This is a genomic window from Micromonospora sp. NPDC050980, from assembly GCF_040653835.1.
Lineage (GTDB): Bacteria > Actinomycetota > Actinomycetes > Mycobacteriales > Micromonosporaceae > Micromonospora.
Window position 1 is genome coordinate 500,373 of record NZ_JBFAGS010000001.1, and the last position, 23,108, is coordinate 523,480.

The 23,108-nt window shown below is 72.5% G+C and carries 23 protein-coding genes; 13 read left to right on the top strand and 10 right to left on the bottom strand.

Features of this window, described 5'->3' with window-relative positions; translation table 11 throughout:
• Positions 1-22: 22 nt before the first annotated feature.
• On the bottom strand, positions 23-967 hold the full coding sequence (locus AB0H28_RS02435) for a Ppx/GppA phosphatase family protein (protein ID WP_358033018.1): 945 nt from the start codon (positions 965-967) through the stop codon (positions 23-25).
• A gap of 73 nt (positions 968-1,040) precedes the next feature.
• Here AB0H28_RS02435 and AB0H28_RS02440 point away from each other — a divergent pair, with 73 nt between their 5' ends.
• Positions 1,041-1,847 carry a hypothetical protein gene (locus AB0H28_RS02440; protein ID WP_358033021.1) on the top strand — a complete coding sequence of 269 codons (807 nt, stop codon included), beginning with the start codon at positions 1,041-1,043 and terminating at the stop codon, positions 1,845-1,847.
• 45 nt (positions 1,848-1,892) lie between these two features.
• Here the strand turns inward: AB0H28_RS02440 and AB0H28_RS02445 are convergent, their stop codons facing one another.
• A complete protein-coding gene (locus AB0H28_RS02445; protein WP_358033023.1) occupies positions 1,893-2,471 on the bottom strand; it encodes a TetR/AcrR family transcriptional regulator in 579 nt (192 codons plus the stop codon).
• Positions 2,472-2,609: 138 nt separating this feature from the next.
• On the opposite strand from AB0H28_RS02445, the gene AB0H28_RS02450 reads away from it, so the two are divergent.
• Positions 2,610-3,263 carry an NAD(P)-binding domain-containing protein gene (locus tag AB0H28_RS02450; protein WP_358033026.1) on the top strand — a complete coding sequence of 218 codons (654 nt, stop codon included), beginning with the start codon at positions 2,610-2,612 and terminating at the stop codon, positions 3,261-3,263.
• 47 nt (positions 3,264-3,310) lie between these two features.
• Here AB0H28_RS02450 and AB0H28_RS02455 read toward each other — a convergent pair whose 3' ends face one another.
• The 3 genes from AB0H28_RS02455 to AB0H28_RS02465 all read right to left on the bottom strand — a co-directional run bounded on the left by AB0H28_RS02455 (position 3,311) and on the right by AB0H28_RS02465 (position 5,591).
• Positions 3,311-3,451, bottom strand: a complete 141-nt coding sequence (locus AB0H28_RS02455; protein WP_358033029.1) for a hypothetical protein — start codon at positions 3,449-3,451, stop codon at positions 3,311-3,313.
• A gap of 141 nt (positions 3,452-3,592) precedes the next feature.
• Complete coding sequence (locus tag AB0H28_RS02460) at positions 3,593-4,276, bottom strand: response regulator transcription factor (RefSeq protein ID WP_358033031.1); 684 nt, start codon at positions 4,274-4,276, stop codon at positions 3,593-3,595.
• 22 nt (positions 4,277-4,298) lie between these two features.
• Positions 4,299-5,591 (bottom strand): ATP-binding protein, encoded by a 1,293-nt coding sequence (locus tag AB0H28_RS02465; protein ID WP_358033033.1) that lies wholly within the window; start codon positions 5,589-5,591, stop codon positions 4,299-4,301.
• Positions 5,592-5,792: 201 nt separating this feature from the next.
• Between AB0H28_RS02465 and phoU the strand changes: the two genes are divergently transcribed.
• Positions 5,793-6,437 carry a phosphate signaling complex protein PhoU gene (gene phoU, locus AB0H28_RS02470; protein WP_358033036.1) on the top strand — a complete coding sequence of 215 codons (645 nt, stop codon included), beginning with the start codon at positions 5,793-5,795 and terminating at the stop codon, positions 6,435-6,437.
• 98 nt (positions 6,438-6,535) lie between these two features.
• Here phoU and AB0H28_RS02475 read toward each other — a convergent pair whose 3' ends face one another.
• On the bottom strand, positions 6,536-7,303 hold the full coding sequence (locus AB0H28_RS02475; RefSeq protein ID WP_358033039.1) for a phosphoglyceromutase: 768 nt from the start codon (positions 7,301-7,303) through the stop codon (positions 6,536-6,538).
• 150 nt (positions 7,304-7,453) lie between these two features.
• Here AB0H28_RS02475 and AB0H28_RS02480 point away from each other — a divergent pair, with 150 nt between their 5' ends.
• Entirely contained in the window at positions 7,454-8,770 is a 1,317-nt protein-coding gene (locus tag AB0H28_RS02480) for an MFS transporter (RefSeq protein WP_358033042.1), read from the top strand.
• 59 nt (positions 8,771-8,829) lie between these two features.
• Positions 8,830-10,077 (top strand): MFS transporter, encoded by a 1,248-nt coding sequence (locus tag AB0H28_RS02485; protein WP_358033044.1) that lies wholly within the window; start codon positions 8,830-8,832, stop codon positions 10,075-10,077.
• A 368-nt stretch (positions 10,078-10,445) separates the two neighbouring features.
• Here the strand turns inward: AB0H28_RS02485 and AB0H28_RS02490 are convergent, their stop codons facing one another.
• The 3 genes from AB0H28_RS02490 to mshA form a co-directional block, all read right to left on the bottom strand.
• On the bottom strand, positions 10,446-11,399 hold the full coding sequence (locus AB0H28_RS02490; RefSeq protein WP_358033836.1) for a hypothetical protein: 954 nt from the start codon (positions 11,397-11,399) through the stop codon (positions 10,446-10,448).
• A gap of 161 nt (positions 11,400-11,560) precedes the next feature.
• Positions 11,561-12,082 carry a YbjN domain-containing protein gene (locus AB0H28_RS02495; RefSeq protein WP_358033047.1) on the bottom strand — a complete coding sequence of 174 codons (522 nt, stop codon included), beginning with the start codon at positions 12,080-12,082 and terminating at the stop codon, positions 11,561-11,563.
• 45 nt (positions 12,083-12,127) lie between these two features.
• Complete coding sequence (gene mshA, locus AB0H28_RS02500) at positions 12,128-13,489, bottom strand: D-inositol-3-phosphate glycosyltransferase (protein ID WP_358033049.1); 1,362 nt, start codon at positions 13,487-13,489, stop codon at positions 12,128-12,130.
• Between the two features lie 169 nt (positions 13,490-13,658).
• Here mshA and AB0H28_RS02505 point away from each other — a divergent pair, with 169 nt between their 5' ends.
• Together AB0H28_RS02505 and AB0H28_RS02510 are read left to right on the top strand one after the other, a co-directional pair.
• Entirely contained in the window at positions 13,659-14,423 is a 765-nt protein-coding gene (locus AB0H28_RS02505) for an SDR family oxidoreductase (RefSeq protein WP_358033052.1), read from the top strand.
• On the top strand, positions 14,423-15,202 hold the full coding sequence (locus AB0H28_RS02510; protein ID WP_358033056.1) for a class I SAM-dependent methyltransferase: 780 nt from the start codon (positions 14,423-14,425) through the stop codon (positions 15,200-15,202). The genes AB0H28_RS02505 and AB0H28_RS02510 overlap by 1 nt, the downstream gene beginning before the upstream one ends.
• 159 nt (positions 15,203-15,361) lie before the next feature.
• Here the strand turns inward: AB0H28_RS02510 and AB0H28_RS02515 are convergent, their stop codons facing one another.
• Positions 15,362-16,453, bottom strand: a complete 1,092-nt coding sequence (locus AB0H28_RS02515; protein WP_358033059.1) for a UDP-N-acetylmuramate dehydrogenase — start codon at positions 16,451-16,453, stop codon at positions 15,362-15,364.
• A gap of 70 nt (positions 16,454-16,523) precedes the next feature.
• Here AB0H28_RS02515 and AB0H28_RS02520 point away from each other — a divergent pair, with 70 nt between their 5' ends.
• The 6 genes from AB0H28_RS02520 (at position 16,524) to AB0H28_RS02545 (ending at position 23,046) form a co-directional block, all read left to right on the top strand.
• Positions 16,524-17,279: a maleylpyruvate isomerase family mycothiol-dependent enzyme gene (locus tag AB0H28_RS02520; protein WP_358033062.1), complete on the top strand. Its 756-nt coding sequence runs from the start codon at positions 16,524-16,526 to the stop codon at positions 17,277-17,279.
• 179 nt (positions 17,280-17,458) lie between these two features.
• On the top strand, positions 17,459-18,766 hold the full coding sequence (locus AB0H28_RS02525) for an extracellular solute-binding protein (RefSeq protein ID WP_358033064.1): 1,308 nt from the start codon (positions 17,459-17,461) through the stop codon (positions 18,764-18,766).
• Between the two features lie 69 nt (positions 18,767-18,835).
• The gene (locus tag AB0H28_RS02530) at positions 18,836-19,825 is read left to right on the top strand and encodes a sugar ABC transporter permease (protein ID WP_358033067.1); all 990 of its coding nucleotides are present in this window, start codon (positions 18,836-18,838) and stop codon (positions 19,823-19,825) included.
• Positions 19,822-20,655 (top strand): carbohydrate ABC transporter permease, encoded by an 834-nt coding sequence (locus AB0H28_RS02535; protein ID WP_358033069.1) that lies wholly within the window; start codon positions 19,822-19,824, stop codon positions 20,653-20,655. Before AB0H28_RS02530 ends, AB0H28_RS02535 begins: the two co-directional genes overlap by 4 nt.
• Positions 20,652-22,019, top strand: a complete 1,368-nt coding sequence (locus AB0H28_RS02540) for a GH1 family beta-glucosidase (RefSeq protein WP_358033072.1) — start codon at positions 20,652-20,654, stop codon at positions 22,017-22,019. The genes AB0H28_RS02535 and AB0H28_RS02540 overlap by 4 nt, the downstream gene beginning before the upstream one ends.
• Positions 22,020-22,038: 19 nt before the next feature.
• A complete protein-coding gene (locus AB0H28_RS02545) occupies positions 22,039-23,046 on the top strand; it encodes a LacI family DNA-binding transcriptional regulator (protein ID WP_358033074.1) in 1,008 nt (335 codons plus the stop codon).
• Positions 23,047-23,108: the final 62 nt, after the last annotated feature.

The following is a 23,108-nucleotide window of genomic DNA, read 5'->3' on the forward strand; positions in this document are numbered from 1 at the left end:
GCGCCCAGAGCGACGGCTCGGATCACATCGGCGCGAGCTGATCCAACCGGCGCAGGATGACCCCCTCGCGCAACGCCCAGGGGCAGACGTCCAGCGAGTCCACGTCCAACCGGCGCATCACCGCCTCGGCCACCACCGCGCCCGCCAGGAGCTGGTGTGCCCGCTGCGCGCTGACCCCCTCCAACTCGGGCAGATGCGCCGGCGGGATGTGCCGGACGAACCCGAGCACCTGCCGCAGCCCGGTGCGGGTCAGGCTGCGCCGGGCCCACAGACCCGCGCCCGACGGTGCCGCGCCGGCCAGTCGGGCCAGCGAGCGGAACGTCTTCGAGGTGGCCACCGGACGCTCCCAGCCCACCTCGGTCAACTGCTTCACCACCGGATCGAGCTGCGCGTCCACGTGCTCCCGGAGAGTCTCCACGGCCTCGGCGGACGGCGGCATCAATCCGGCCGGATCGACCGCCAGCCGCTCCCGGCTGAGCCGGCCCGCGCCGAGCGGCAGCGAGACCGCGACGTCCGGGTGCTCGTCGATGCCGGCGGCCAGCTCCAGCGAGCCGCCGCCGATGTCCATCGCCAGCAGCCGGCCCGCGGACCAGCCGAACCACCGCCGCACCGCGAGGAACGTCATCCGCGCCTCGTCCGCGCCGGAGAGCACCTCCAGGCGTACGCCGGTCTCGTCGCGGACCCGGGCCAGCACCTCGGCGGCGTTGGTGGCGTCGCGAACCGCGCTGGTGGCGAACGCCAGCAGATCCTCCGCGCCCAGCCCGTCGGCCGCCGCCCGAGCCATCCCGACCGCCTTGACCAGCCCGTCCGCGCCGGCGTCGGTCAACGCGCCGTCCGGGCCGATCTGCTCGGCCAGGCGCAGCACCACCTTCTCCGAGTGCGCCGGCCAGGGATGCGCGCCGTGGTGGGCGTCGACCACCAGCAGATGCACCGTGTTGGAACCGACGTCGAGGACACCCAGTCGCATGGAAGCACCCTAGGGGCAACACGTTTCGTCGGCTCGCCGGCCGCGCGGGGGGAGCGCGCGTACGCTGGTCCGGGTGACAGGGCAGATCGAGCTTCACGTGCTGGTCGACGACCCGGACGACCCGCGCAGCCGCGAGGTCGGGCTGGACTTTCCCCGGGAGTGGATCGAGTTCGCCGACCCGGCCGACCCGAAGCACGTCGTCCGGGCCGACCTGACCTGGCTGCTGTCCCGGTGGACCTGCATCTTCGGCCGGGGCTGTCACGGCATCGTGGCCGGGCGGGCGGCCGACGGGTGCTGCTCGCACGGCGCGTTCTTCACCGACTCCGACGACGAGAAGCGGGTACGGGCGGCGGTCAAGCGGCTCACGCCGGAGACCTGGCAGCACTTTCGCCGCGGTTTCAAGAACTGGACCGAGAACGACACGATCGACGGCAAGACGCCGGCCCGGCGCACCGCCACCCGCGACGTGGACGCGCCCTGCGTGTTCCTCAACGACGCCGACTTCCCGGCCGGCGGCGGCTGCGCGCTGCACGCCCAGGCGCTGCGCGACGGCGTGCACCCGCTGGAATACAAGCCGGACGTCTGCTGGCAACTGCCGGTCCGCCGGGACCAGGAGTGGCACAAGCGACCGGACGACACCAAGGTGCTCGTCTCCACGCTTGCCGAGTTCGACAGGCGCGGCTGGGGCGCCGGCGGCCACGATTTGGACTGGTGGTGCACCTCCTCCACCGACGCGCACGTCGGCGCCGACCCGATGTACGTCTCCTACGGCCCGGAGCTGACCGCGCTGATCGGCGTGCCCGCGTACGCGAAGCTGGCCGAACTCTGCGCCGCCCGCCAACGCCAGGGCCAGATCGCCCCCCACCCCGCCAGCGAGTAAGGAAGGGCCCCCGGTTAACGCCTCCGGTAGAGCAGGGGCCCCCGGTTAACGCTGCGGAAGCGCCGCGTCGACCAGGGCGCGGGCGCTTCGCCCGGCCGCCTCGGCGATCGCCGGGTCGCCGTCGAGCACACCGCCGGCCAGGCCGCCGTCGAGCAACAGGGTGAGCTGGCGGGCTAGCAGCTCCGGCTCGGCCGCCCCGGCCTGCCGCGCCAGCTCGGTCACCCAGGCCCGCACCTCGTTCTTGTGCGCGACCGTACGGGTGTGCACCGGACTGCCGGGAGGTGACTCGGCCGCGGTGTTGATGAACGCGCAGCCGTGATAGCCCTCCCGGAGGCAGGCGCCGGTGAGCGCGTCGAACATCCCGACGAGCTGGTCGCGGGGGTCGGCACCGGCGGCCCGCGCCGCGGCTCGCAGCGCATCGGACCAGGCCCGGTCGACCTTGTCCAGGTACGCCAGGACCAGGTCGTCCTTGCTCGGGAAGTGCTTGTAGAGGGTGGCCTTGGCGACGCCCGACTCGGCGATCACCGTGTCCACGCCGACGCCGCGCGGCCCGTACGCGTAGAACAGCCGGAACGCGGTCTCCAGGATGCGGTCCCGGGCGGTGCCGGCGGGCGTGCGGGCCATGGTTCCTCCCTCGGATGTCCGTGGAGTCTACAGACCGGTTCGTCTCGCCACCCTTCCAACAGACAGACCTGTCTGTTAGTGTCGATCGAACCGGGCGCGATCATCGATGTCGCGCCGCAACCGGAGAACGGATTCGACATGCGCATAGCAGTACTGGGCACCGGCACGGTGGGCCGCGCCATCGCCGCCCGCGCGGCCGAACTGGGCCACGAGGTGATCGTCGGCACCCGTGACGCCGCCACCACCCGCGGCGGAGACTGGGGTGAGTGGTCCGCCGGCCACCCGGGCATCACCCTGTCCGGTTACGCCGACGCCACCGCCGGGGCAGAGCTGGTGGTGAACGCGACAAGCGGCGACGGTGCCCTCCCCGCCCTCGACGCGGCGGGCGCGGACAACCTCGCCGGCAAGGTCCTGCTCGACATCGCCAACCCACTCGACTTCAGCCAGGGCTTCCCGCCCACCCTGTCCGTGCTCAACGACGACTCACTCGGCGAGCGGATCCAGCGGGCGTTCCCGCGTACCCGGGTGGTGAAGGCGCTCAACACGCTGACCGCCGAGCTGATGACCCACCCCCAGCAGCTCGCCGACGGCGACCACAGCGTCTTCGTGTCGGGCGACGACGCCGACGCCAAGAGGGTCGTCACCGAACTGCTCACCAGCTTCGGCCACACCGACGTGATCGACCTGGGCGACATCACCACGGCGCGCGGCACCGAGATGCTGCTGCCGATCTGGCTTCGTCTCTACGGCCGGCTGGGCACTCCCCTGTTCAACGTCAAGGTCGTGCGCTGAGACACGTCGAAGGCCGGCACCCTCTCGGGGTGCCGGCCTTCGCGGTGTCAGCTGTTCCAGTGCTGGTTGACGAGGTCGGTGGCCTGCTGCTCCCACTGGGACACCCCACCCAATCGGCGAAACGCCCCCAGGACCGGCCAGGCAACCACCGCGTTCCACCCGCCGCCGAACAGGCCGGCGAGTGGCACGCCATGCACCCCTCAGGTGCTCGTAGACAACCACCACGTGCCACTCACGTCATCTCTCTCAGGACGACCACGAGCCGGCAGGAGAGCGGTTGGTGGCACGGGGTGGGACCGGACAAACTGCCACGCCCGGGGCCGGACCGGTCACGGCTCGAACTTGTAGCCCAGACCTCGCACCGTGACGATGTAGCGCGGCGTGGACGGCTCCGGCTCGATCTTGGAGCGCAACCGCTTCACGTGCACGTCCAGCGTCTTGGTGTCGCCCACGTAGTCGGCACCCCAGACGCGGTCGATGAGCTGGCCACGGGTGAGCACCCGCCCGGCGTTACGCAGCAGCAGCTCCAGCAGCTCGAACTCCTTGAGCGGGAGTTGCACGCCGGTCCCGTCCACGGTCACCACGTGCCGTTCGATGTCCATCCGCACCGGGCCGGCGGCCAGGGTCGGCACACCCGCCTCGTTCGCCTCGGGGCTCTGCCGGCGCAGCACCGCCCGGATCCGGGCGACAAGCTCACGCGGCGAGTACGGCTTGGTGACGTAGTCGTCGGCCCCGATCTCCAGGCCGACCACCTTGTCGATCTCGCTGTCCCGGGCGGTGACCATGATGATCGGGACGTGCGACCGCTGGCGGAGCTGGCGGCACACCTCGGTGCCCGACATCTCCGGCAGCATCAGGTCGAGCAGCACGATGTCCGCGCCGGTCCGGTCGAACTCGGTGAGAGCGGAGGTGCCGGTCGCGGCGACGGAGACCTCGAACCCCTCCTTGCGGAGCATGTAGGACAGGGCGTCGGAGAACGACTCCTCGTCCTCGACCACCAGTACGCGGCTCAACGGGGTGTTTCCTTTCCTGTGGTCAGACCTGCCGGAGCTCGGCCGGGCCGGCCTCGATCCCAGCGGAGGCGAGTGTCGCCTCCAGGTCGTCCGGGGGGCGGGCAGGCAGCCGGAGGGTGAACGTCGACCCACCCCCAAGGGTGCTCGACACATCCACCCGGCCGCCATGGTTGCTGGCGATGTGCTTGACGATGGCCAACCCCAGCCCGGTGCCCCCGGTCGAGCGGGAGCGGGCCTGGTCGGCGCGGTAGAAGCGCTCGAAGATCCGGTCGACCTCGTTTGGGGCGATGCCGATCCCCTGGTCGGCCACCGCGATCTCGACGTGCTCGTCGGTGCCCCGCGCGGTCACCCGGACCGTGGTGTCCTCGGCCGAGTAGTTCACCGCGTTCTCCACCAGGTTCGCCACCGCGGTAGCGAGTTGGCTGTCGCTGCCGTACACGGTCAGGCCCCGCTGCCCGCCGACGACGATCGCCACGCGCCGGGCGGTGGCCGCGGTGCGGGTGCGGTCGACCACCTCGGCGAGCACCCAGTCCACCGCGACCGGCTCGGGTGCGGGCTGCGGCTCGGCGCCCTGGAGTCGGGTGAGTTCCAGCAGTTCCTGCACCAGCCGGCCGAGCCGGGTCGACTCGTGCTGGATGCGCTCGGCGAAACGGCGCGCGGCGACCAGGTCCTCGGACAGGTCGGGTGCGCCGTCGCCGGCCGGCTCGGTCGCGTCCACCAGCGCCTCGGCGAGCAGTTGGAGGGCGCCGATCGGGGTCTTCAACTCGTGGCTCACGTTGGCCACGAAGTCGCGGCGTACCCGGGCCAGGCGGTGCGACTCGGTGACGTCGACCGCCTCGATCGAGATGTAGCCGGCACCCAGCCCCATCGCCCGCAGGTGCACCCCGAGCGGGTTGTCACCGGCGCTGTCGCGACCCCGGGGCAGGTCGAGCTCGATCTCGCGACGCACACCCGTGCGGCGGACCTGGCCGGCGAGGGTACGGATCAGCGGGTGCGCCGCGATGGCGCCGGGCGCCGCCCCGGCACGGAGCAGGCCCATCGCCCGGGCGGCCGGGTTGACCAGCACCGGCACGTCGTCGGAGTCGAGCACCACCACGCCGGCGCGCAACGAGTCGATCGTCTTGCGGCCGAGCCCGGAGAGGCCCCCCTGCGCTTCGTCCGGAATCGTCGGCCTCCCTGCGTCACGACGGGAGGGTCCGCCGCCCGGCGACGCCCGGTGGCGCCGCCATTCCTCCACCGGGCCGGACAGCATCGACCCGGCGACCAGTCCGGTCACCAGCGCCACGGCCACCGCGATGGCCACCGCCCATTCCACCTGGCGATCGTAGGGTCATTGTTAACCCAGGGATCGGTCACAAAGGGACGAACCACTCTCGCTTCCGGGAATGTTCACCTACGGGCCCCGCGTCGTTCATCCGCGTTCACCCTGGTGCCGGTCGCCCGGCCTACCGTGGGGCGCGCACCTGCTCACGCCGTACCCGTCCCGGGCAACGGCCACCGACCCCAGGAAGTGACGATGCGCGACGAGTTCCGGGCCGACCTGCAGATTGTCAGCCAGCTGCTGGTGGACATGGCCGAGGCGGTGCGCGCGGCCATGCGGCAGGCCACCAGAGGGCTGCTCACCGCCGACCGCGCGGCGGCCGAAACGGTGATCGCGCGGGACGCCGAGATCGACGAGCTGTACCGGCACGTGGAGGAGCGGGTCTGCGACCTGCTGGCCCGGCAGGCGCCGGTCGCCTCCGACCTGCGCGCCATGATCACTGCGCTGCACGTCGCCGCCGACCTGGAGCGGATGGGTGACCTGGCCGACCACGTGGCCAAGACGGCACTGCGTCGCCATCCGTCCCCGGCGGTGCCGGCCGAGTTGCGGCCGGTCTTCACCGACATGGCCGGCATCGCCGACCGGATGGCGGAGAAGATCGGCGCGGTGCTGGCCAAGCCGGACGCCGACGTGGCCGCCGAGCTGGACCGGGACGACGACGCGATGGACGACAGGCACAAGAGCCTGTTCGGCGTGCTGCTCGGCGACGACTGGCCGTACGGGGTGGAGACGGCGATCGACGCCACTCTGCTCGGCCGCTTCTACGAGCGCTTCGCCGATCACGCGGTGAACGCCGGCGAGCACGTGGTCTACCTGATCACCGGCACGCCGTCGGCCTGACCCACCGGGGGTAAGCAGGGGCCCCTTCTTGACAGGGGAGTGTTAAGAAGGGGCCCCTCCTCTACCAGAAGCGTTAAGAGGGGGCCCCGCCTTACATCTCAGCGGCCCTGGTTGGCTACGGCGGCGGCAGCCGCCTTGGCGGCCTCGGGGTCGAGGTAGGTGCCGCCGAGCACCTGCGGGCGCAGGTCGGCGTCCAGGTCGTAGCGCAGCGGGATGCCGGTCGGGATGTTCAGCTTGGCGATCGCGGAGTCGGAGATCTGGTCGAGGTGCTTGACCAGCGCGCGCAGCGAGTTGCCGTGCGCGGCCACCAGCACCGTCCGGCCGGCCAGGAGGTCCGGCACGATCGAGTCGTACCAGTAGGGCAGCATCCGCTCGACGACGTCCTTCAGGCACTCGGTGCGCGGCATCAGCTCGGTCGGCAGCAGCGCGTACCGCGGGTCGCCGACCTGTGACCACTCGTCGTTGTCGTCGATCGGGGGAGGCGGCGTGTCGTACGACCGCCGCCAGAGCATGAACTGCTCCTCGCCGTACTCGTCGAGGGTCTGCTTCTTGTTCTTGCCCTGCAGGGCGCCGTAGTGACGCTCGTTGAGCCGCCAGGAGCGGCGCACCGCGATCCAGTGCCGGTCGGCGGCGTTCAACGCCAGCTCGGCGGTGCGGATCGCCCGGCGCATCACGCTGGTGTGCACCACGTCCGGGAGCAGGTCGTGTTCGCGGAGCAGCTCGCCGCCGCGCCGCGCCTCGGTCTCCCCCTTGGCGGTCAGGTCGACGTCCACCCAGCCGGTGAAGAGGTTCTTGGCGTTCCAGTCGCTCTCGCCGTGCCGCAGCAGGACCAGCGTCCCGACGGTGGGTCCTTCGCTCGCAGTCATGCGGATCATCCTGCCGTACCGGCCGGGTGGACACGCGGGGACCGGTGGTGACGACCACCACGTGGAAACGCGGATGACCGGGACTCCGGCACGACACTAGGTTGTAAGGCGTCTGAGATTGATCGGTCATTACCGGACGGGGGCGTCGGGATGCGTACGGTGCGGGGTTGGTTCCGGGACACCGCGGGCGGGCTGCCGCGTTCCTTCTGGTACCTCTGGACCGGCACGCTGATCAACCGGCTCGGCTCGTTCGTCCTGATCTTCCTCGCCATCTACCTGACCCGGGAACGGGGCTTCTCGGCCGCGCAGGCCGGCCTGGTGATCGGGCTCTGGGGCGTGGGCGGCGCGGTCGGCACCACCGTCGGCGGCACGCTCACCGACCGCTGGGGGCGGCGTCCGACGCTGCTCACCGCGCACCTCGGCGCGGCGACCATGATGGTCGCGCTCGGGCTGGCCCGGCCGCTCTGGGCGGTGGCGGTGGGCGCGCTGCTGCTCGGCACGTTCGCCGAGGCGGCCCGTCCGGCCTTCGGGGCGATGATGATCGACGTGGTGCCGGAGAAGGACCGGCTCCGCGCGTTCTCGCTGAACTACTGGGCGATCAACCTCGGCTTCGCCTGCGCCGCAGTGCTGGCCGGGCTCGCCGCCGAAGCCGGTTACCTGCTCCTCTTCCTGGTGGACGCGACCACCACGCTGGTCACCGCGCTGATCATCTTCACCCGGGTCCGGGAGACCCTGCACCGCCCGACCGGTCCGGCCGACAAGGGCGCGGCGGCGCCGGCCGGCGCGCTGCGCACCATCCTGCGCGACCGGGTCTTCCTCGGCTTCGTGGCGCTCAACCTGTTCGCCGCGCTGGTCTTCCTCCAGCACATCTCGATGCTGCCGATCGCCATGGTCGACTCCGGGCTCAGCGCGGCCACCTACGGCTCGGTGATCGCGCTCAACGGCCTGCTGATCGTGATCGGGCAACTCTTCGTCCCCCGGCTCATCGCCGGCCGGAGCCGGTCGCACGTGCTGGCGCTCGCCGCGCTGATCATGGGCGTCGGGTTCGGGCTCACCGCGTTCGCCGACACGATCTGGCTCTACGGCCTGACCGTGCTGATCTGGACGTTGGGCGAGATGCTCAACTCGCCCTCCAACGCCACCCTGATCGCCGAGCTGTCCCCGGCCGCCCTGCGCGGGCGCTACCAGGGCGTGTTCTCCCTGTCCTGGCAGCTCGCCGGGGCCTCCGCACCGATCCTCGGCGGCCTGCTGCGGGAGCACGGCGGCAACACCGAGCTGTGGCTGGCCTGCGCCGGCATCGGCGTCGTGACGGCGCTCGCCCACCTGGTCTCCGGCCCGGCCCGGGAGCGGCGCGCCACCCAGCTCCGCGCCGCCGGCACCCCGGTCACCCTGGCCCGCACCCCGGCGCCCGCGGCGGCCGAGGCGGCGGCCACCTCACCCGCCGCGCCGGCCCGGGTCGGCTCCTGAGTACGCCGGCTGGGTACGGTACGGGGGCGAAACGGTAAGGAAACTTTCCTGGAGGACGGGTGCGCGGCCTGCGACGCTTGTGGGACGACACGGCCGGCGGACTGCCCGCCACCTTCTGGTACCTGTGGTCCGGGCTGCTGATCAACCGGGCCGGCGCGTTCGCGCTGCTGTTCCTGTCGCTCTACCTGACCGCCGCGCGGGGCGCCTCGGTGTCGCTGGCCGGGCTCGTCGTCGGCGCGTACGGGGCCGGCGGCGCGGCCGGCACGCTGCTCGGCGGCGTGCTCGCCGACCGGTGGGGCCGGCGGTCCACCCTGCTCGCCGCCCACCTGGCCGCGGCCGGGCTGATGACCGCGCTGGCGTTCAGCCGGCACCTGGCGGTGATCGCGGTGCTGGCCGCGCTGGTCGGGGTGGCGCACTCGATGCCCGGCCCGGCGTTCGTGGCGGCGATCGTGGACGTGGTGCCGGAGGCCCGCCGGTCCCGCGCGTTCAACCTTCAGTTCTGGGCGTTCAACCTGGGCATGGCTATCGCTTCGTTGCTGGCCGGGGTGCTCGCCGAAGCGAGCTTCCGGGCGCTGTTCCTGGTCGACGCCGGGGCCACCCTGACCGCGGCCGTGGTCGTCGCGCTCAAGGTGCCGGAGACGCTCGGCCGCCGGGCGGTCACCCCGCGGACGGTGCTGGGGCGGCGGCCCGGGCTGCACACCGCGCTCACCGATCGCACCTTCCTCGCCTTCGTCGGGTTGACCTTCCTGCTCGCCGTGCTGACCATGCAGACGTCGACGATCATGCCGTTGGCGATGCGCGCGGACGGTCTGCGGCCGACCGCGTACGGGCTGGTGGTGGCGCTCGGCGGGGCGCTGATCGTGGCCGGGCAACTCTTCGTGCCCCGGCTGATCGCGCCGTACCGGCCCTCGACCGTGCTGGCCGTCTCCACCGGGCTGATGGCGCTCGGGTTCGGCACGCTGACCGTCGCCGACGGGTTGCCGCTCTACTTCGGCGCGGCGGTGGTCTGGACGGCCGGGCAGATGCTGGCCGCGCCGCCGAACGCACAGATCAACGCGGACCTCGCCCCGCCGGAGCTGCGGGCCCGCTATCAGTCGGTGTTCTACCTGACGTTCCCGGCGGCGTCCTTCGTGGCGCCGGCGCTCGGCGGGCTCAGCCTGGAGCGTCTCGGCGAGCGGCACTGGCTGGTGGTGGGCGGGCTGGGCCTGTGCGCCGCGGCCGGTCACCTGCTCGCCGGTGGTCCGCGGGAACGCCGGATCGCCGCGTTGCGGGCCGCCGCCCGCCGGCCGGAGCGGGTTCGCCGGTGAGAACGGCAGAGCGCCCACCCCGACCCCCGTCGAGATGGGCGCTCGTACCGTACGCCCGGCGGCGGCGGGCGACACTCACCCCCGTAAGCGTCGCCCGCGCGCGCCGCCGGTTACCACGGGTGGCACCGTCCCCCAACGGTGTGCTCCACCCGATCTTCGCATCTCGCTTGCGCGGATCTGATCGATCCGCCGCTCCCCCGAACGAAAACAAGCGTGACGCGGTGCAATAAAGTTAGTTCGCCCGGATTCTGGATTCAACCCAGATCACTGTCTTGCCCGTCACAGCACCCGGGTCGGGAATCCGGCGCTCCCGGCTGTGGTCTCCGCGATGGCCAACGTCGGATTCCCGTCGACCATTCCCGTAAACCTCAGCCGTCCTCGCGATTCGGATTCTCAGTCCGGAAGAAGTTGCTCTGCCGGCCGTCCCGCATCTGCTCCTGGTAGATCAGGTTCAGTCGCCGCGACTCGAACGTCCGGAACCAGTCGTCCCAGGTGACCTCCCGGATCCGGCTGCTCTCCCGGTAACCCGGCATGTTGAAGGTCAGCACGCCGGGCCGGTCGCCGCGCTCGGTGCCGGCGATGGTGGCCGGCTTCGCGCCCCGGGCCCGCGCCCAGCGCTGGATCACCTCGTGGTCGCGAGTCACCAGGCTGCGGCCCGGACGTTCCGGACGATCCGCGATGGACGTGATGAGCTGGGAGGATCCGATCGACCGGCTGGACGCGGGCCCACGGGTCGGCGCGGACTGCGCGCGAGCCGCCGTCTCCTTCCGCGCCGGCACCGCCTTCGCCTTCGACGGCGCGGCCTTGATCCGGGAGGACGTGACCTTCGCCCGCGACGGTGCGGCCTTGGCCCGACCCGATGCGGCCTTCGCCCGCGACGCGGTCGCCTTCGCCGGCGACGCGGTGGCCTTCGCCCGGGACGGGGTCGCCTTCGCCCGGGACGCGGTGGCCTTCGCCCGCGACGGGGCCGCCTTCGCCCGGGCGGGGGCCGCCTTGCGCGTACCCGTCGCCTTGGCCCTGGCGCCGGTGGCCCGGGCAGCCGGCGCGGACTTGGCCGGCGGCGACGTGGTCCGCTTCGTCGCGGTGCCCCGCCGCGCCGCCGTGGTCTTCTTCGCGGACGCGGAGCCGCGGGTGGCGGCCGGCCGGCCGCCTGGGCCGGTGCTGCGCCGCGCCGCGCCGCGCCCCTCCGCACGCATCGTGCGCGCGAGCGTCTTCACCAGCTCCGGCTTACGCAGCGCGGAGATCCCGGAGATCCCGCGCCGGCGGAGCTGGCCCCGGATGTCGTCGATCTTCATCCGGGAGATCTCGGACTCCGACACCATCGGGGTGTTCGGGGTCTGGTTGCCGGTTTGCCGCTTGGTCCGGGTCGCAGTCGTGCCGCGACCTGAGCTGTTGCGCTGAGCCATGGGACACGCTCCTCGACAGTCCGTCCTCGGCCCGCGGTGGGTCCCAGTGCTCCGCACCGCGCGGTGCGGCATACCCGTCAGGGGCGCTCCGAACCTCCGGCCGGCGTCGAGGGTTCGAAGAGGTGGGCGAACGCGGCCAGGTTGGCGGTCGACTCGCCCCGCTTGACCCGCCACTCCCACTCCCGCCGGATGGCGGTGCCGAAGCCGATCTCCAGCATGCTGTCGAACGACTCGTCGGCATAGGTCAGCACGGAGCCGAACAGCCGGTCCAACTCGTCGGCGTCGAGGCCGGCCAGGTTGACCCGGCCGGTCAGGTAGACGTCGCCGGCCGCGTCGATGGAGAACGAGACGCCGTACATCCGCGCGTTGCGTTGCAGCAGCCAGGCCCACAGCTCCTCGCGGCGCTCGTCCGGCTGGCGCATCACGAACGCCTCGATCCGCAGCGCGTGCTCGCCGACGATCAGGTTGCAGATCGTCTTGAGCTTGTGGGTGCCCGGCAGGGTCACCGCGTACGACGCCTCGCCGGTGGACTCCCACTGAAGCTCGCGCTCCGCGCAGACGGCCTCGATCAACGCGGCGACCTCACTCGTGCGGCTCATCGCACCCACTCTACGGTCGCCCGCCGACCGTCGCCCGGCGACGAATCACCACGAGCAGGCGAGCGCCGGGTCGCCGAGCCGGCCGGCCAGCCGGGCCCGGTGTTCGGTGATCGCCTCCCGGTAGACGGTGAGCAGCCCGGCGGCGGTCCGGTGCCAGGAGAAGTCGCGGGCGTGCCGCTCGGCCCCGGCGGCCAGGGCCGCCCGCCGCGCCCGCTCGGGCAGCAGGCCGGCCAGCGCCCGCGCCCAGTCGACCGGATCGTGCCCGTCGATGAGCATGCCGCTGACACCGTCGCGTACGGCGGTGACCAGACCGCCGACGGCGGCGGCCAGCACCGGCGTGCCGCATGCCTGCGCCTCCAATGCGACCAGCCCGAACGACTCGTTGTGCGAGGGCACCGCCACCAGGTCGGCGGCGCGGTAGAGCGCGGGCAGGTCCTCGCCGGTCTGCGGCGGGAGGAAACGGACCCGGTCGGCCACGCCGAGCGAGTGGGCCAGTTCGATCAGGGCGGTGGGCCGGTCCAGCCCGCTGCCGCTCGGGCCGCCGCAGATCACCACGGTCAGCTCGTCGGCGAGCGCGGGGTCCCGTTCGCGCAGCGCGGCGACCGCGCGGACCAGCACGTCCGGCGCCTTGAGCGGCTGGATCCGGCCGACGAACGCGACCACGTAGCCGTGCGCCGGCAGCCCGAGGCGGCGGCGGGCCGCGCGGGTCGCGGACTCCCGGTCGCCGGGCGCCGGGCGGAACCGGTCCAGGTCCACGCCGGGCTCCACCACGGCCACCCGGCCGGGATCGGCCGCGTACCGGTCGAGCAGGTCGCGGGCCTCCACCCGGGTGTTGGCGACCAGCCGGTCGGCCTCGGCGACCACCTGCTCCTCGCCGATCACCCGGGCCTTCGGCTCGGGCCGGTCCCCGGCGGCGAGCCGGGCGTTCTTGACCTTGGCGAGGGTGTGCGCGGTGTGCACCAGCGGCACTCCCCAGCGTTCCTTGGCGAGCCAGCCGACCTGGCCGGAGAGCCAGTAGTGCGAGTGGATCAGGTCGTAGTGGCCGGGCGGGCGGGCCGCCTCGGCGCGCAACACGCCGGCGGTGAAGGCGCAGAGCTGACCGGGCAGCTCCTCCTTCGTCAGCCCCTCCAGCGGGCCGGCGGTGACGTGCCGGACGCTCACCCCGGGCGCCATCTCCACCACCGGGGGCAGGTCGCCGGCGGTGGCCCGGGTGAAGATCTCCACCTCGACGTCGGCCTCGGCCAGCCGCCGGGCGACCTCCAGGATATAGACGTTCATGCCGCCGGCGTCGCCCGTGCCAGGCTGGTGCAGCGGCGACGTGTGCACCGAGAGCGTGGCGATGCGGCGCGGCCGGGGCCACGGCAGGGCACCTCGCTGACGACCGACACCGGTGTGCAACTCCGCCACGTCCGCTCCCTCTGTCACGGTTGATGCCGTCCCGCACGACCGGCGCTTCTCGGTCAACCCGTACGCCGGGTGTCATCTTCCCCATCGGGGTTCGGAAATGCCTGCGGCGGGTTCCCCGGCGTGACGGACCTCATCGCCGCGGGGTGGAGGCGGCGGGGAGAATGTCCGGATGAGCTCAGTCGCCATCGTCACCGGAGCGTCCAGCGGGATCGGCGCGGCCACCGCCCGCCGGCTGGCCACCGAGGGTTTCCACGTGCTCGCCGCGGCGCGGCGTACCGACCGGTTGGCCGCGCTGGTCGCCGAGATCGAGGCGGCCGGCGGCGCGGCGACCGCGGTGGCCTGCGACGTGACCTCGGACGAGTCGGTCGCCGGCCTGGTCACCGCGGCGGACGCCGCGCCCGGCCCGGTCACCCTGCTGGTCAACAACGCCGGCGGCGCCCGCGGCCTGGACCCGGTCGAGACCGCCGACGTCGGCGACTGGCAGTGGATGTACGACGTCAACGTGCTCGGCACGCTGCGGGTCACCAAGGCACTGCTGCCCGCGTTGGAGCGCTCCGGCGCCGGCACCGTGGTGATCGTCAGCTCGACCGCCGGGCGGGTGGTCTACGAGGGCGGCGGCGGTTACACGGCGGCCAAGCACGCGCAGACCGCGATCGCCGGCACGCTCCGCCTGGAACTGTCCGGCCGGCCGATCCGGGTGGTCGAGATCGATCCGGGCATGGTGCGGACCGAGGAGTTCGGGCTGGTCCGCTTCGGCGGCGACGCGGACCGGGCCGAGGCGGTCTACGCCGGGGTGGCCGAGCCGCTCGTCGCCGACGACGTGGCCGACTGCGTGGCCTGGTGCGCCACCCGCCCGCACCACGTCAACGTCGACCAACTCGTGGTCCGCCCGCTGGCCCAGGCCGCCCAGCACAAGGTGCACCGGCAGAGCTGATGAAGCCCCTGGGCGTCGTCACCCGAGGCACGACGAACCCCAACCGGCTCCGGCGGGTGGACAACTGGATCGTCGGGGCCTGCGGCGACACGCTCCGCGCCGCCGCCGACCCGCTCGTGGTGGACCTGGGTTACGGTGCCACCCCGGTCACCCCGGTCGAGCTGCGGGCCCGGCTCGCGGCCGGCGTCCGCGCGGACGTCCGGGTGGTCGGGCTGGAGATCGATCCGGTACGCGTGGCCGCCGCCCAGCCGGCCGCCGACCCGCCCGGCCTGACGTTCGCCCGGGGCGGCTTCGAGCTGGCCGGCCTGCGCCCCGCCCTGGTCCGGGCGTTCAACGTGCTCCGCCAGTACGACGAGGGCGACGTCGCCGACGCCTGGCGCACGATCATCGAACGGCTGGCGCCCGGCGGGCTGCTGGTCGAGGGGACCTGCGACGAGTTGGGTCGGCTCGGCGCCTGGGTGCTGCTGGACGCCACCGGCCCGCGCACGCTCACGCTGGCCGCGAAGCTGACCACGCTGGCGAGCCCGGCGACGCTGGCCGAGCGGCTGCCCAAGGCGCTGATCCACCGCAACGTGCCGGGTGAGCGCGTGCACGAGCTGTTCGAGGCGCTGGAGCACGGCTGGCACGCCGCCGCCGGCTACGCCCCGTTCGGCCCCCGCCAGCGCTGGGTGCGGGCGGTGACGGCGCTGAAGGAGGCCGGCTGGCCGGTCCGGGACCGCCCCACCGCTTGGCGCCACGGCTACCTGACCCTCCCCTGGCCCGCCGTCGCGCCCACCTGAACTCCGCCCCCGCCGCGCCCCGCCCACCTGGGCCGGCCTTGGTCACCCGGCGACAACGGCCCGATGCGACGCCAGCTCGGGGAGGTGGCGGCGTCGGGGGCCGCTCGATGCCGCCACCTCCGAGCTGGAGCGCGGACGGCGGAACGAGATCAGGGCAGGTCAGATGGTGCAGTTGACCAGGACGGGTTCGGGGTGCAGGGGGACGCCGAACCGGGCGTGCACGCCGTCGCGGATCTCCCGGGCCAGGGCCACCAGGGCGGCCGTGCTGGCGGTGCCGGACCGGTTGGTGAGCGCGAGCGTGTGCTTGGTCGAGATGGCCACCCCCGGCGGGCCGGCGTACCCCTTGCCGAAGCCGGCCCTGTCGATCAGCCAGGCCGCGCTGACCTTCACCACGTCACCGGCCCCCGGCCAGTGCGGCGGCTCGCCCAGGTCGGCGGCGCGCTCCCGGAGCAGCTCGTACGCCTCGCGGTCGAGCACCGGGTTGGTGAAGAACGAGCCCACCGACCAGGTGTCCGGGTCGGCGGCGTCGAGCACCATGCCCTTGCCGGCCCGCAGCCGGCGCACGGTGGCCCGGGCCTCGGCCAGTGGCACCCGGTCACCGACCTCGACGCCGAGCGCGCGGGCCAGTTCGGCGTAACGGACCGGGCCGGAGAGCGGCGAGCGGGTGAGCCGGAAGTCGACCGAGAGCACCACCCAGCGGTCGCTGTACTTGAAGACGCTGCCCCGGTAGGCGAAGCCACAGTCCGCGGCCGGGATCCGGACCACCTCGCGGCGGGTCCGGTCGTACGCCTCGACCGCGACGATCGTCTCGGCCACCTCCTGGCCGTACGCGCCGACGTTCTGGATCGGCGTCGCGCCGGCCGAGCCGGGGATGCCGGAGAGGCATTCCAGTCCCGCCCAGCCGCGTTCGACGGTGGCGGCGACCAGGTCGTCCCACGGCTCACCGGCGGCCACCCGTACGGTGACGGCGTCGCCGTCCGCGGCGACGACCTCGAACCCCCGGGAGCGGACGAGCACGACGGTGCCGGGGAAGCCCTGGTCGCCGATCACCACGTTGCTGCCGCCGGCGAGCACCAGCACCGCCTGTTCGCGGGCCTCCGCCTCCTGGACCTTGCGGACGATGCCGGCGGCGTCGTCGGCGATCTCCAGTCGGCCGGCCGGGCCGCCGAGGCGTAGTGTGGTGTAGCGCGCCAGGGTGCCCGGGTCGGTCGGCCCGGTGGCGGTCGTCGGTTCGGCGTAGACGTCTGACACGCCTTTCACCCTAGGCTGACGGGTAGCCGTGGCACCCACTGGTGGCCCGGTCACCCCCGGGAGGATGGCGATGAGCAGACTGCACCACACGAAGGACTTCTGGATCGGCGCGTTGCGGACTGAGGGTCCCGCGTTCGCCGCGGCCGTGTCGGAGGCTCCTCCGGAGACACCGGTGCTGTCCTGTCCCGGCTGGACGGTGACCGACCTCGCCCATCACCTGACCCGGACCTACGTGTGGGTGGGCACCGTGCTGTCCGCCGGCAGCACCACCCGCCCGGAGCGCCACGACCCGGAGCCGCCGGCCGGTGTCACCCCGGCGCAGTGGTTCGCCCAGGAGTACGAGCGGCTCACCGCGCTCCTGGAGGGCCTGGACCCGGAGGCCCCGGCGTGGAACTTCGCCCCGCAGCCGAAGAAGGCCGGTTTCTGGCCGCGCCGGGTGGCGCACGAGACCGCGGTGCACCGCTGGGACGCCCAGCTCGCCATCGGCGCGGGCGATCCGATCGAGTCCAAGCTCGCGGCCGACGGGGTGAGCGAGGTACTGGACACCTGGCTGCCGGCGGGCCGGCGGCTCCGGCCCGGCCCGTGGCACGGGGTGGTCCAGTTGACCGCGACCGACGCCGCCCAGGAGTGGTATCTGCGGCTGCGCGGCGAGGGGGTGGCGTTGCTGGACACCGCGACGATCCTGGATCACGACGACCACCGGGCCCGGGCGCAGGTGACCGGCACGGCGAGCGACCTGCTGCTGGCGTTGATGGGCCGGATCAGCTTCGACACGCTGGGCGTGGCCGGTGACCGGAGCCTGCTGGACGGGCTGCGGGTGGGCTGACACAGCACCCGATACCGGGCGGAGAGGGGCGGTGACCGCCCCTCTCCGCTTTTTTCGGACGCGCTGAGAGCGCTCTCTTGACAGCGTCCCGAACCACCCACAAAGCTGTCCGGAGAGCGCTCTCTTAGTACCGGAACCGCCTTCCACCACCCGATACGACCCCGAGAGGTCAGGACAGCATGCTCACCTTCACGCGCCGTCGACTGGCGGCGGTTGCCGTGGTCGCCGTTACCGCACTGCTCGGCACCACCGGCTGCGGCGGCGGCGACGAGGCCACCGCCGACGGACCGGTCACGCTCACCGTCGACGTCTTCGGCCAGTTCGGTTACGCGGACCTCTACCAGGAGTACATGGCCAGCCACCCCGACGTGAAGATCGTCGAGCGGGGCACCGGCAGCAACCTCGACGAGTACTCGCCGAAGCTCACCCAGTGGCTCGCCGCCGGCAAGGGCGCCGGCGACGTCGTCGCCATCGAGGAGGGACTGCTCGTCGAATACAAGGCCGACCCGCAGAACTTCGTCAACCTGCTCGACCATGGCGCGGCCGACCTCAAGGGCAACTTCCTCGACTGGAAGTGGAACCAGGGGCTCACCGCCGACGGCAAGCAGCTCATCGGCCTCGGCACCGACGTCGGCGGCATGGCCATGTGCTACCGCAAGGACCTGTTCGCCAAGGCGGGCCTGCCCACCGACCGGGAGGCCGTGTCCGGGCTCTGGCCCACCTGGCAGGACTACATCAAGGTCGGCGAGCAGTTCACCGCGAAGAAGACCGGCGCCTCGTTCCTCGACGCGGCGACGAACACCTTCAACACGATCCTGCTCCAGACCGCCGGCAACAGCAGCGGCTACAGCTACTACGACACCGGCAACAACCTGGTCGTCGGCAGCAACCCGGCGGTGAAGCAGGCGTACGACACCACGATGGACATCATCGACTCCGGCCTGTCCGGCAAGTACGGCTCCTGGTCCGAGGAGTGGGTGTCGGCGTTCAAGCAGTCGAAGTTCGCCACCATCGCCTGCCCGGCCTGGATGACCGGGGTGATCGAGGGCAACGCCGGCCCGGGCGCCAAGGGCAAGTGGGACATCGCCCAGATCCCCGGCGACGGGGGCAACTGGGGCGGCTCCTTCCTCGCCGTGCCGAAGCAGAGCAAGCACCAGGCCGAGGCGATCGAGCTGGCCAAGTTCCTGACCAGCGCCAAGGGCCAGATCGGCGCGTTCAAGCTCAAGGGCCCGCTGCCCTCGTCCCCGCAGGCGCTGGCCGACCCGGCGATCCTCGACTCGAAGAACGCCTACTTCTCCGAGGCCCCGGTCGGCAAGATCTTCGCCGAGGGCGCCAAGAACCTGAAGCCGGTCTACATGGGCCCGAAGAACCAGGCCGTCCGCACCGAGGTGGAGAACGCCGTGCGCACCGTGGAACTGGGCAAGCGCTCCCCGCAGCAGGGCTGGACCGACGCGGTCTCCAACGCCGAGAAGGCCGCCGCCAAGTAACCCGAGCAGCGCGTGCGGGCGGACCCGGCGACGGGTGCCGCCCGCACGGCGGAGAGGAGTTCTCAGGCCATGGCCGTCCAGCTCGACGCCCGCCCGCCGGTCGCACCGGCCCCCCGGCACAGCCGTCCCCTCCGGGGCGCCCGGCTCAGCCGGTTCGACACGAAATACTCGCCCTACCTCTACATCGCCCCGTTCTTCCTGCTGTTCGGCGTCTTCGGGGCCTACCCGCTGGCGTACACGTTCTGGGTCTCGCTGCACGACTGGGACCTGCTCGGCGCCGAGCACCCGTTCATCGGCCTGGACAACTACAGCCAACTGCTCGCCGACCCGGACTTCTGGCACTCCGTGGTCAACACGCTGGGCATCTTCGTCATCTCGACGGTCCCCCAACTCCTGGCCGCGCTCTGGCTGGCGAACCTGCTCAACCGCCGGCTCCGCGCCCGCACCACCTGGCGGATGGCCGTGCTGGTCCCGAACGTCACCTCGACCGCCGCGGTGGCGATCGTGTTCGCGGTGCTGTTCGGCCGCGACTTCGGCATGATCAACTGGCTGCTCGACCACGTCGGGATCAGCGCGATCGACTGGAAGGCCAACAGGTTCGCCGCCTGGGTCGCCATCTCCACCATGGTCGACTGGCGGTGGACCGGCTACAACGCGCTTATCTTCCTGGCCGCCATGCAGGCCATCCCCCGCGACCTGTACGAGTCGGCGGCGATCGACGGCGCCGGCCGGGCCCGGCAGTTCTGGTCCATCACCGTGCCGCTGCTCAAGCCGACGATCGTCTTCGCGGTCATCATCTCCACCATCGGCGGCCTCCAGCTCTTCACCGAGCCGCGGATGTTCAACTCCGGCACCAACGCGATCCGGGGCGGGCCGCTGCGCGAGTCGCAGACGGTGACCATGTACATGTTCGAGAACGCCTTCGCGCCGCACTACAACTTCGGCTACGGCTCGGCCATCGCCTGGCTGCTCTTCGCGCTGATCGCGGTGGTCGCGGCGATAAACGTCCTGTTCCTGCGCCGGCTCGGCGGCGGTTCCCGCAAGGAGGTCTCCCGATGACCCGCCTCTGGTCGGCCAGCCGGCTCACCTACCTGGCGCTGGCCCTCTCCGCGCTGCTGTCGGTCTTCCCGATCTACTGGATGTTCGTGGTGGCCAGCCGCACCAGCGACGCCATGGGGCAGGTGCCACCGCCGCTGACCCCCGGCGGCAACCTCGGCGCCAACATCGCCCGGCTGTTCGACAACACCGACGCCTACTTCCTCACCGGCCTGATCAACTCGGCGATCGTGGCGGTCACCGTGACGTTCTCGGTGGTCCTCTTCTCCACCCTGGCCGGGTTCGCGTTCGCCAAGCTGCGGTTCCGTGGCCGCAACGCGCTGCTGCTGGCGATCGTCGCGACAATGATGGTCCCCACCCAGCTCGGCGTGATCCCGCTCTATCTGCTGATGACGAAGCTGAACTGGAACGACCGGCTGCCCGCCGTGATCGTGCCGGCGCTGGTCACCGGCTTCGGCGTGTTCATGATGCGCCAGTACGCCGGCCAGGCGGTCAGCTCCGAGCTGATCGAGGCGGCCCGGATGGACGGCTGCAACACCGCCCGGATCTACTGGAACGTGGTGCTGCCCGCGCTGCGCCCGGCCGCCGCCGTGCTCGGCCTGCTCACGTTCATGACCACCTGGAACGACTTCCTCTGGCCGTACGCGGTGCTCAACGATCCGGAGAACCCGACCGTGCAGCTCTCGCTACGGGCGCTCTCCGACGGGTACTACCAGGACATGTCCCAGGTGTTCACCGGAACGGCCATCGCCACGCTGCCGCTGCTGCTGGTGTTCGTCCTGTTCGGCCGCCAGATCATCGGCGGGATCATGGAAGGTGCGGTGAAGGCATGACGGAACTCAGGTTCCCCGAGGGCTTCGTCTGGGGGGCGGCCACCGCCGCCTACCAGATCGAGGGCGCCGCCCGCGAGGACGGACGCGGCCCGTCGATCTGGGACACCTTCAGCCGTACGCCGGGGGCGGTGTTCCAGGGCCAGAGCGGCGACGTCGCCTGCGACCACTACCACCGGTACGCCGAGGACGTCGCGCTGATGGCCGAGCTGGGGCTGCGGGCGTACCGGTTCTCGGTCGCCTGGCCCCGGGTCCGGCCGGACGGCACCGGCCCGGTCGAGCCACGCGGGCTCGACTTCTACGACCGGCTCACCGACGCGCTGCTGACGCACGGCATCGACCCGATCGTCACGCTCTACCACTGGGACCTGCCGCAGGCGCTTGAGGACCGGGGCGGTTGGACCGTCCGGGCGACCGCCGAGCACTTCGCCGACTACGCGCTCGCGGTGCACCGCCGACTCGGCGACCGGGTGCACACCTGGACCACGCTCAACGAGCCGTGGTGCTCGGCCTACCTCGGCTACGGCAACGGGGTGCACGCACCCGGCCGGCACGACGCCGGGGACGCGTTCCGGGCCGTACACCATCTGCTGCTCGGCCACGGCCTGGCCGCCCGGGCGCTGCGCGCGGCCGGCGCGGAGACGCTGGGGATCACGCTCAACCTGGCCGACGTGCAGCCGGCGGACGCCGGCAGCGCCGCGGACGCCGAGGCGGTGCGGCTGGTCGACGGCCTGCACAACCGGATCTTCCTGGACCCGCTCACCGGCGCCGGCTACCCGGCGGACGTGCTGGCGCACGTCAACCGGATCGTGCCGACGGACTTCGTCCGGGACGGCGACGAGAAAATCATCGCCGCGCCGCTGGACCTGCTCGGCCTCAACTACTACTCACCCACCTACGTCGCCGGACGGGCGGACGGCGAGGGCAGCAGCGCCTACCCGGGCACCGCCGGCGCGGTCGAGTTCCGGCCGGCCACCGACCCGGTCACCGACATGGGCTGGACGATCGAGCCCGCCGGGCTCACCCGGCTGCTGCAGCGGGTGGCCGCCGACCACCCCGGGCTGCCGCTCATGATCACCGAGAACGGTGGCGCGTTCCCGGACGCCACGCTCGACTCCACCGGCCGGGTCGCCGACGCCGACCGGACCGCCTACCTCGACGGCCACCTGCGCGCCGCGCACGAGGCCATCGCCCGCGGGGTCGACCTGCGCGGCTATCTCGTATGGTCGTTGCTGGACAACTTCGAATGGGCCGAGGGATACCGGAAGCGGTTCGGGATCGTCCACGTCGACTACCTGACCCAGCGGCGCACACCCAAGCAGAGCGCCCGCTGGTACCAGGAGGTGATCGCCCGGAACGGGCTGTGACGAGGTGGTGGTAACGGGGATGACGACGGCACAGCGGCCGACCCTGGAGGCGGTGGCCCGGCGGGCCGGCGTGTCCCGGGCCACGGTCTCCCGGGTGGTCAACGGCTCCACCACCGTCGCCGAGTCGATCCAGCAGGCGGTGCGCCGGGCGGTCGAGGAACTCGGGTACGTCCCGAACCTCGCCGCCCGCAGCCTGGTCACCCAGCGCACCGACTCGGTCGCGCTGGTCCTGCCCGAGGCGGCCACCCGGGTCTTCTCCGACGACCAGGTCTTCCCCGGCATCATCCGCGGCGCCGCCCAGGAACTGGAGGCGGCGGACAAGCAACTCGTGCTGATGCTGGCCGGCTCGCCGGCCGGGCACGAACGGGTCGAGCGGTACACCACCGGGCGGCACGTCGACGGGGTGCTCTTCGCGTCGCTGCACGGGGAGGACCCGCTGCCCGGCCGGCTGGCCCGGCTCGGCATCCCGGTCGTGTGCAGCGGCCGGCCGCTCGACGGCGCCGACGTACCGTACGTCGACGTCGACCACACCGGCGGCGTCACCCGGGCGGTGGAGCACCTGATCGCGGCCGGCCGGCGGCGCGTCGCCACCATCGCCGGGCCGCAGGACATGGTGGCCGGCATCGAGCGGCTGATCGGCTACCGGGCCGCGCTCACCACCGCCGGGCTACCGGAGCTGGTCGCGTACGGCGACTTCACCCGGGAGTCCGGCACCGCGGCGATGCGCGAGCTGCTCGCCGCCGACCCCCAGCTGGACGCGGTGTTCGCCGCCTCCGACCTGATGGCGCACGCGGCCCTGCGGGCCCTGCGGGAGGCCGGGCGGCGGGTGCCCGAGGACGTCGCGGTGATCGGGTTCGACGACATCGAGACGGCCGCCTACACCGAGCCGCCGCTGACCACCGTGCGGCAACCGATAGTGGAGCTGGGCCGGGCGATGACCCGCCAGCTCCTGCGCATCGCCGCCGGCGAGCCGGTCGAGCAGGCGCTGCTGCTCCCCACCGAGCTCATCCTCCGCGATTCGGCGTAAGGAGGGGCCCCCTGTTAACGCATTCGGTAGAGGAGGGGGCCCCGCTTAACAAACCGCTCGCG

What these genes read in the sequence shown, in the direction of transcription:
- AB0H28_RS02510 (WP_358033056.1), top strand. Translation starts at nt 14,423, where the DNA reads ATGAAGCCCCTGGGCGTCGTCACCCGAGGCACGACGAACCCCAACCGG.
- AB0H28_RS02435 (WP_358033018.1), bottom strand. Translation starts at nt 967, where the DNA reads ATGCGACTGGGTGTCCTCGACGTCGGTTCCAACACGGTGCATCTGCTG.
- phoU (WP_358033036.1), top strand. Translation starts at nt 5,793, where the DNA reads ATGCGCGACGAGTTCCGGGCCGACCTGCAGATTGTCAGCCAGCTGCTG.
- AB0H28_RS02505 (WP_358033052.1), top strand. Translation starts at nt 13,659, where the DNA reads ATGAGCTCAGTCGCCATCGTCACCGGAGCGTCCAGCGGGATCGGCGCG.
- AB0H28_RS02530 (WP_358033067.1), top strand. Translation starts at nt 18,836, where the DNA reads ATGGCCGTCCAGCTCGACGCCCGCCCGCCGGTCGCACCGGCCCCCCGG.
- AB0H28_RS02545 (WP_358033074.1), top strand. Translation starts at nt 22,039, where the DNA reads ATGACGACGGCACAGCGGCCGACCCTGGAGGCGGTGGCCCGGCGGGCC.
- AB0H28_RS02480 (WP_358033042.1), top strand. Translation starts at nt 7,454, where the DNA reads ATGCGTACGGTGCGGGGTTGGTTCCGGGACACCGCGGGCGGGCTGCCG.
- AB0H28_RS02445 (WP_358033023.1), bottom strand. Translation starts at nt 2,471, where the DNA reads ATGGCCCGCACGCCCGCCGGCACCGCCCGGGACCGCATCCTGGAGACC.
- AB0H28_RS02535 (WP_358033069.1), top strand. Translation starts at nt 19,822, where the DNA reads ATGACCCGCCTCTGGTCGGCCAGCCGGCTCACCTACCTGGCGCTGGCC.
- AB0H28_RS02520 (WP_358033062.1), top strand. Translation starts at nt 16,524, where the DNA reads ATGAGCAGACTGCACCACACGAAGGACTTCTGGATCGGCGCGTTGCGG.
- AB0H28_RS02490 (WP_358033836.1), bottom strand. Translation starts at nt 11,399, where the DNA reads ATGGTGTCGGAGTCCGAGATCTCCCGGATGAAGATCGACGACATCCGG.
- AB0H28_RS02475 (WP_358033039.1), bottom strand. Translation starts at nt 7,303, where the DNA reads ATGACTGCGAGCGAAGGACCCACCGTCGGGACGCTGGTCCTGCTGCGG.
- AB0H28_RS02450 (WP_358033026.1), top strand. Translation starts at nt 2,610, where the DNA reads ATGCGCATAGCAGTACTGGGCACCGGCACGGTGGGCCGCGCCATCGCC.
- AB0H28_RS02495 (WP_358033047.1), bottom strand. Translation starts at nt 12,082, where the DNA reads ATGAGCCGCACGAGTGAGGTCGCCGCGTTGATCGAGGCCGTCTGCGCG.
- AB0H28_RS02525 (WP_358033064.1), top strand. Translation starts at nt 17,459, where the DNA reads ATGCTCACCTTCACGCGCCGTCGACTGGCGGCGGTTGCCGTGGTCGCC.
- AB0H28_RS02540 (WP_358033072.1), top strand. Translation starts at nt 20,652, where the DNA reads ATGACGGAACTCAGGTTCCCCGAGGGCTTCGTCTGGGGGGCGGCCACC.